Source organism: Mycobacterium sp., assembly GCF_049802695.1.
Classification (GTDB): Bacteria; Actinomycetota; Actinomycetes; order Mycobacteriales; family Mycobacteriaceae; genus Mycobacterium.
Genome location: NZ_JBARMY010000258.1, coordinates 1 through 6,950 on the forward strand (window position 1 = coordinate 1; position 6,950 = coordinate 6,950).

Annotated in this window: 7 protein-coding genes and 3 pseudogenes; 8 read left to right on the top strand and 2 right to left on the bottom strand. The window is 61.3% G+C overall.

The window, feature by feature from the left end; translation table 11 throughout:
- On the bottom strand, positions 1-361 hold a 361-nt coding region (locus WA317_RS10540), incomplete at its 3' end, for a nitroreductase/quinone reductase family protein (protein ID WP_425172978.1).
- Between WA317_RS10540 and WA317_RS10545 the strand changes: the two genes are divergently transcribed.
- From WA317_RS10545 to WA317_RS10575, 7 genes and pseudogenes are all read left to right on the top strand, one after another.
- Positions 360-539 (top strand): hypothetical protein, encoded by a 180-nt coding sequence (locus tag WA317_RS10545; protein WP_425172984.1) that lies wholly within the window; start codon positions 360-362, stop codon positions 537-539. The two genes, WA317_RS10540 and WA317_RS10545, sit on opposite strands and share 2 nt — an antisense overlap.
- Before the next feature lie 6 nt (positions 540-545).
- A pseudogene (locus WA317_RS10550) lies at positions 546-658 on the top strand (family 1 encapsulin nanocompartment shell protein); the annotation flags it as partial.
- 237 nt (positions 659-895) lie between these two features.
- Positions 896-1,828: a LysR family transcriptional regulator gene (locus WA317_RS10555; protein WP_425172979.1), complete on the top strand. Its 933-nt coding sequence runs from the start codon at positions 896-898 to the stop codon at positions 1,826-1,828.
- A gap of 391 nt (positions 1,829-2,219) precedes the next feature.
- Positions 2,220-3,962: a GMC family oxidoreductase gene (locus WA317_RS10560; protein ID WP_425172980.1), complete on the top strand. Its 1,743-nt coding sequence runs from the start codon at positions 2,220-2,222 to the stop codon at positions 3,960-3,962.
- Between the two features lie 206 nt (positions 3,963-4,168).
- Positions 4,169-5,620, top strand: coding sequence for a catalase (locus WA317_RS10565; RefSeq protein WP_425172981.1), 1,452 nt, complete (start codon positions 4,169-4,171; stop codon positions 5,618-5,620).
- 31 nt (positions 5,621-5,651) lie between these two features.
- On the top strand, positions 5,652-6,068 hold the full coding sequence (locus WA317_RS10570) for a hypothetical protein (RefSeq protein WP_425172982.1): 417 nt from the start codon (positions 5,652-5,654) through the stop codon (positions 6,066-6,068).
- A gap of 73 nt (positions 6,069-6,141) precedes the next feature.
- Positions 6,142-6,333 (top strand): annotated as a pseudogene (locus tag WA317_RS10575) (IS30 family transposase); the annotation flags it as partial.
- A gap of 8 nt (positions 6,334-6,341) precedes the next feature.
- Here WA317_RS10575 and WA317_RS10580 read toward each other — a convergent pair.
- Positions 6,342-6,755 (bottom strand): ankyrin repeat domain-containing protein, encoded by a 414-nt coding sequence (locus tag WA317_RS10580; RefSeq protein WP_425172983.1) that lies wholly within the window; start codon positions 6,753-6,755, stop codon positions 6,342-6,344.
- Between the two features lie 123 nt (positions 6,756-6,878).
- On the opposite strand from WA317_RS10580, the pseudogene WA317_RS10585 reads away from it, so the two are divergent.
- Positions 6,879-6,950 (top strand): annotated as a pseudogene (locus WA317_RS10585) (VOC family protein); the annotation flags it as partial.

Below are 6,950 nucleotides of genomic sequence, written 5' to 3' on the forward strand. Positions count from 1 at the left end.
AGATGACCCCATCGGCTCGGCCGATGAGCCCGTTGGCGTCATCGAGTCGTCGGCGCCGGACAAGAGCATCGTCTTCGTCGATGATCGCAGCGGTACCGGGATACCAACGGCGGCCGACCTTGACGCGGACACGCGGATTTGCTAGGAGGTTCTTCACATACCCGCTGCGCCTGCCGTGTTCGGACACTAGCCAGAACACATCGCCGTTGAGCCCGTTGCCCACCGGGGTCAGTCGCGGCTGGCCGCTGCACCTTCCAATGGTCTCAAGCAACGCGAACGCGCGCGGCGCAATCCCAAGTCGCAACGCGACCCGGAAGGCAGGATTAACTACATACTTCTCCAGCCGGCCTCCGGTGGCCATGAGTATCAGTGTGCACCCCACGATCGACTTCCTCGACGATCCGCCGGCACTGACCAGCCCGGCGACCGCGCCGACGGATTCTGCGGCCGAGGACGGCTCAGTGGCGATCGGCAGTTTGAAGAAGAGCTTCGATGAAGAATCTCGATCGCGCCTGGCGCCGATCACCGAAGTAGCTTGAGCTGAAATCGAATCCGAGGCGTCGCGGACCTTTAAACGCCACATCGCCCGTCACGCGTGGTGGACGTCAGCAGGTCGGGCGGTCCGGTCGCTGCGGCGGCCAGCACCGGCCGACTGATTTGAGACGGCGACGTTTCGGTGTTACATCGCAAAGGCACCGGTTTGCCTGGGACTGATGGGCCGCTGCCTGTGACGCGATACGCGTTGACTCTGACGTATACCACTTTCGCCGTCATCGCAAAGCCGGTACTGTCCCTGCTCGGCTACGCTCAGAGCGTTGATGACCGCTGCGCTCGCGGCAAGGCCAGGATAAAAGTCACGTTGTGCGCTTAACGGTCCCGCGAAGGCTAGGTAGCAATGCTCTTTCGTAACTTGGAGTACTTTGTCGCCGTTGCGCAGGAGCGGCATTTCGCTCGGGCCGCCCAAAACTGTTACGTGTCGCAACCCGCGCTGTCGGCTGCCATCGCCAAACTCGAACGCGAACTGGACGCCAAACTCATTATCCGCGGACACACCTTCGAGGGCCTCACTGCAGAGGGAGAACGGTTGGTGGTGTGGGCCCGACGCATTCTCGCCGAATACGACGCGCTCAAAGCCGAGATGCGCGCTCCGCATTCGGAGATGACCGGGACACTTCGGCTAGGCGTCATACCGACCGCTTCGACGACGGTGTCGTTGATGCTCGCAGCGTTTTGTTCGACTCACCCGTCGGTGAAAGTGCAGGTCCGATCCGCGCTGGCCACCACCGAGTTGTACCGACGGCTACACCAGTTCGAGCTCGACGCCGCCATCGTGCCGGTTGCGCCGGAAGAAAGCCAGCGTCTAGACGTGATGCCGCTGTATGACGAGCGCTGCATGCTGGTCGCGGCCGAAGCCATGCTGGCTGCAGGTGCCTCGACACTGCGATGGACAGATGCGGCAACACTGCCGCTTTTGTTGCTGAGCCCGGACATGCGGGCCCGCCAGGTCATTGACGAGGCCTTCGCCGATCACAACCTCTCCGCCAACCCGCACGTGGAGACCGACTCGGTCGCCACGCTGCTCGCTCAGGTCACCGCGGGAAACTGGGCCTGCATCGTTTCGCACACCTGGTTATCGACGACCGTACTGGTGGGTGATATCCGCGCGGTCGAACTGGTCGATCCGATCCTGACGACGCGAATCGCGGTTGCCACCAACCCCACTGGGCCGGCCTCACCGGTGGCCCAGGCATTCGTGGCAAGCGCCCAGCAGCTGAAACTGCATGAATTCTTCGACCAGCGGCTCGGACCTATCGACGCTGCCCGGTAGCGACCCGGCAGGCGGCCTGCTGAGCAGGCAGCTTCCTCGCTCGCACAATCCTTCGCCGACTGCGAACCGATACCCGCACGGATTGCTGCACCGCCGCCAGCCAACACGCGCCGGTGACAAATCCTGCGGTACCACAATTGAATCCGCGAATCTTAACGTGCACCGACGCACCACACCGCTGGCGAGCACCGCAATGCTGCTCCCTAGCCATCGCCACCAGCATCCATAACCTTTCGCTGTCAATCCATAGCTTTTCCGTCTTGGACAGCCCATCGGAACGCGGACAAATATTAGTCGCGTCGGACAAACCGCTCAGTCCTTGTACAGGCTAATTGGCTGTTGAGTGGTGCGGCTCTCTGCTACATACGCAACCCTTTTCGAGGAGGAAATGATGATCGACGGTGCTCACTTCGACTTTGTTGTCGTTGGCGGCGGCACTGCGGGTAACACCGTCGCCGGCCGTCTTGCCGAGAATCCCAATGTCAGCGTTCTGATCGTGGAGGCAGGTGTCGGCAACCCCGAGGAGATTGAGGACGTCACCACTCCGTCGCTGGCGATGGGCCTGCGCAACAGCGAGCATGACTGGGCGTACAAGACCACGTTTGTTAAACGTGCGGACTGGGAGCGCGTTGATCATCCCAACACCCGCGGCAAGATGCTCGGTGGCAGCTCCGCTCTCAACTACTTCACGTGGGTTCCCGGCTGCAAGGCGACCTTTGATCTGTGGGCGGACTACGGGGGCCAGGAATGGACCTGGGAGCCGCTGGTGCACTACCTGCGCAAAAGCGCTACCTACCACGGTGACCCCAAGGACGCCAAGCGTTACCCACCCGAACTCGAGAAGATCGGTGCCGGTGGCCCCATCCCGATTTCGCATGCCGACATCCCGGAGTTGCAGAATTTCCGTGATGCTCTCATCAAGGCTTGGACGTCTCGGGGCGAGCCTCTTACCGAGAACATCTACGACGGTGAGATGAACGGCCTCACCCACTCCATCAACACCATCTATGAGGGCCAGCGCTCGGGCAGCTACCTGTTCGTGAAGGACAAGCCCAACATCACGATAATGTCTGAGGTTCGTTCCAAGCGTCTGATCATTGATTACGCTGATCGCACATGCAAGGGTGTGACGGTCGTCGACCCGTCCGGCACTGAGCGCAACTTTTACGCCAACCGTGAAGTCATCCTCTCCCAGGGGGTCTTTGAAAGCCCTAAGCTGCTGATGCTCAGCGGGGTGGGTCCTGCCCGCGAGTTGGCGAAGCACGGTATCGACGTGATTGTGGATTCTCGCCACGTCGGCCAGCACCTCCTCGACCACCCCGGCGTCCCGTCGGTGCTGCGCGTTAAGGATGGTTTCGGTGTGGACGGCACCCTGCTGCGCCCGGGTGCGAAGCACGACGCTGCTGTGGACGCCTATAAGAAGGACCGTTCCGGCCCCGTCAGCTCGGGTCTGCTGGAGATGTGCGGATACTCCCGCATCGACAAGTACCTGGAGAAGGACCCCATCTACCGCGAGGCCAAGGCCGCCAACGGCGGGCTCGACCCCTTCGCCCCGCAGGGACAGCCGCACTTGGAACTCGATTTCGTCCCCATGTTCGCCAAGGCATTCCAATGGCACTACCCGACCCCCGACGAAGGCGACCACCTCACCGTGCATGTTGACCTGGTCCGCCCGGTGTCCGAAGGCGGTGAGGTGACGCTCAACAGCGCCGACCCTCTGACGCAGCCCAACATCAACCTGAACTACCTCGCCAATGAGCTTGACATCATTGCCATACGCGAGGGCATCAGGTTCACCTACGACGTTCTCACCAAGGGTGATGGCTTCAGGGACCTCATTGTCAGCGAGTACCCCTGGGATATGCCTCTGCACTCGAACGAGCTGATGACGACGTCTATTCAGGACCGCGTCCAGACGTCATTTCACCCCTGTGGTACGGCCCGGCTGTCCAAGAACATCGAGCAGGGTGTGGTTGACCCGAAGCTTAAGGTCCACGGCGTCAACAACCTGCGTGTCATCGATGCGTCCATTACCCCGGTCATCCCTGACTGCCGCATCCAAAACCACGTCTACATGGTCGGCGAGAAGGGCGCAGACCTAATCAAGGAAGACCATAAGGATCTGTTCAAATAGTGCTCGGGCGATGCTCACCCTCCCAGAAGTAGGCTGCGCATACCGACAGATCGGCGGGGCGGGCGGCTTGCCATCGCTCGCCGTCTCGGGCTCGCCCCGCCGATCCAAAATTGTAAGTGGTCCTCCGAGTAGCTGCACGAATTGCAATGGCAGCCTTGGTGTTTCGGTGGGGCTAGCTCATCGCAGCACAGCTAGGAGATAGTGAAATGACGGAGAACTACACCACGACGAATGCGGGGGCTCCGGCACCCAGTGATGAGCGGTCGTTGACGCTTGGTCCGGATGGTCCGGTGTTGTTGCAAGATGCCTACCTGATTGAGCAGATGGCTGCGTTCAACCGGGAACGGGTTCCGGAGCGTCAGCCACACGCCAAGGGGGGAGGCGCGTTCGGCTACTTCGAAGTGACCGGCGATGTCAGCGCCTACACCCGGGCGGCGGTTTTCCAGCCGGGCGCTCGGACCGACGTGTTTGTCCGGCTGGCCGGAAATGCCAGTGAGCGCGGCAGCGCCGACACCCTGCGCGACACCCGCGGGTTCTCGGTGAAGTTCTACACCTCTGAGGGCAACCTGGACATCGTCGGCAACGACGTCCCGATCTTTTTCGTCCGTGACCCGTTGAAGTTTCCCAACCTGATTCGCTCGGCCAAGCGCCGCGCGGACAACAATTGTCATGACCACAACATGCAGTGGGATTTTTGGACGCTGTCGCCAGAGTCGGCTCATCTCGTGACGTTGGTGATGGGGGACCGCGGCATCCCTAAGACGTGGCGGAACATGAACGGCTATGGCCTGCATGCCTTCAGTTGGGTTAACAGCGCCGAGGAGGTCTGTTGGGTGAAATATCACTTCAAAACCGATCAAGGCATCGAATGCCTGACCCAAGAGGAGGCGGACCGGCTGGCGGGGGTCGATCCGGATAACAATCTGCGCGATCTGCATGAGGCGATCGCGCGTGGGGACTATCCGAGCTGGTCGGTGAAGGTGCAGATCATGCCGTTCGCCGACGCCAAAACTTACCGGCTCAATCCGTTCGATGTGACCAAGGTGTGGCCGCATGCCGACTATCCACTCATCGATCTGGGAACGATGACGTTGGATCGCAATATCACCGATCACCACACCGAGGTGGAGCAGGCGACGTTTGCGCCGTCCAACCTGGTGCCCGGCACGGGGCTAAGCCCGGACCGGTTGTTGCTGGGGCGCAGTTTTGCCTACGCCGATGCCCACCGCTACCGCGTCGGAGCCAACCATGACCAGATCCCGGTCAACGCCCCAAAGGTTGCGGTGCGCAGCTATTCCAAGGACGGACAGATGCGCTTTGTCAACGTCTCCGACCCGGTGTATGCCCCCAATTCGGTGGGCGGCCCCCAAGCCGATCCAGCTCGCGCGGCCGAGGTGGGTTGGTCTGCCGACGGGGAGATGGTGCGCGCCGCCGCCACGCTGCGCCCCGACGACGACGACTGGAGTCAGGCCGGCACGCTGGTGCGCGACGTGATGGACGACGCGCAGCGCCAACGCCTGGTGCACAACATTGTTCACCATGTGTCCGACGGCGTGAAAGAACCCGTATTGTCGCGGGTCTTCGAATACTGGCGCAACATCGACCCCGAGATCGGCAAAAAAGTCGAAGAAGGCGTACGCGCCAACCTGAGCCAGTAACCCAGACCTTCAGGGAAGGTAGGGATTATCCATGAACTCTTCACGCGAAACGGTGCGCCGAGGACTACTACTCGACGGCCTCGGTAAACTTGTGGATCTCAATGCTGTTGATTGGCATGTCAAACACCAAAATCCGTCGGCATCACCGTCAGAAGTGCAACACGAAACCTTGGAAGTCATTCGCTCTCTTGTGAGCGATGGACTATTCAGGCTCGGAGGAGTGCACTCCGAAGGTGAACATCTCGGAGGAGTCGTGCCCGCGGGAAGCGAGCGTTTCGATCCCTGGGACCGACTGCTTGATCATTCAATACGCACGATTTCCCACGTCTATGTCAAACATTACGACGACCCTGAGAGGTGGATGTATTCAGCGTGGCTGCAGCTCAGCGACAAGGGCGAACAGCTCGCACGATCAATCGAAGAGAAAGACATCGAGGGGTACAGATAGGTCGAAGCGTTTGGTGGTAACAGGTCGCAGCGTAGCGGTTCGGCGGCTGGTAGCCCGCGCCATCCCTCGCAGTAGTCCGTGGCAACGCGGGACCAAAGAGAACACGAACCGGCTGCTACGCCAGTACCTGTACAAGAACGCGGTTTTGCGTAGCTTCCCCCAAGACGACCTCGACGCCACCGCTACCAAACTGAACCACGCCCCGCGTCGGATGCTCAGTTGGGCCACCCCAGCTGAGGCGTTTCCGTACGGAAGCAAGGGCTGACCTTACTTTCAGGCAAAGCCGTTGAACATCTCCAGGTAGCCGGTGCGCCCGAACATGCGAGCCGTATCGACGGCATTGGGTCGACCCGCGGACGGGATGGCGCCTGCCTCGACCAGCACTCGGACCACCTCGTCGTGGCCCTTGAACACCGCGCCGGCCAGCGGGGTCTGCCCGCGGTCGTTGGCCCGGTCGACCTCGGCCCCACGTCGGGTCAGTGCCTGCACAGTGGCGGGATGACCGTGGTAGGCGGCCAGCATCAGCAACGTGCCGCCGGCCGAATTGGTCAAATTGACCGGAACGCCGGCATCCAAGTAGGCGGCCAGCGTCGCGGCATTTCCCGAGCGCGCCATGTCGAAGAGCCGCCCGGCCAGCTCCGCAATCTCATCGGGAACGTCGCTGTCGGCGGAACCAGGACTGGTCATGCGGACCAACTTACGCAAATATCCAGACCCGCCGTCACCGGTAACCCGCCGTCTTTGATGTCACGATTCCTCGCGGACCGCCGGGGCGAACCCGTCACAGCAGGAGCCGATACGGTGTATTTCATGCGTCGCGTGGACTACGTCATCCAATATGTGGAGTCGCTCAGGCGGTCGGTGACGTTCTACCGCGACGTG

Coding starts and splice junctions, on each gene's coding strand:
- WA317_RS10555 (WP_425172979.1), top strand. CDS start 896: ATGCTCTTTCGTAACTTGGAGTACTTTGTCGCCGTTGCGCAGGAGCGG.
- WA317_RS10565 (WP_425172981.1), top strand. CDS start 4,169: ATGACGGAGAACTACACCACGACGAATGCGGGGGCTCCGGCACCCAGT.
- WA317_RS10570 (WP_425172982.1), top strand. CDS start 5,652: ATGAACTCTTCACGCGAAACGGTGCGCCGAGGACTACTACTCGACGGC.
- WA317_RS10580 (WP_425172983.1), bottom strand. CDS start 6,755: ATGACCAGTCCTGGTTCCGCCGACAGCGACGTTCCCGATGAGATTGCG.
- WA317_RS10545 (WP_425172984.1), top strand. CDS start 360: ATGAGTATCAGTGTGCACCCCACGATCGACTTCCTCGACGATCCGCCG.
- WA317_RS10560 (WP_425172980.1), top strand. CDS start 2,220: ATGATCGACGGTGCTCACTTCGACTTTGTTGTCGTTGGCGGCGGCACT.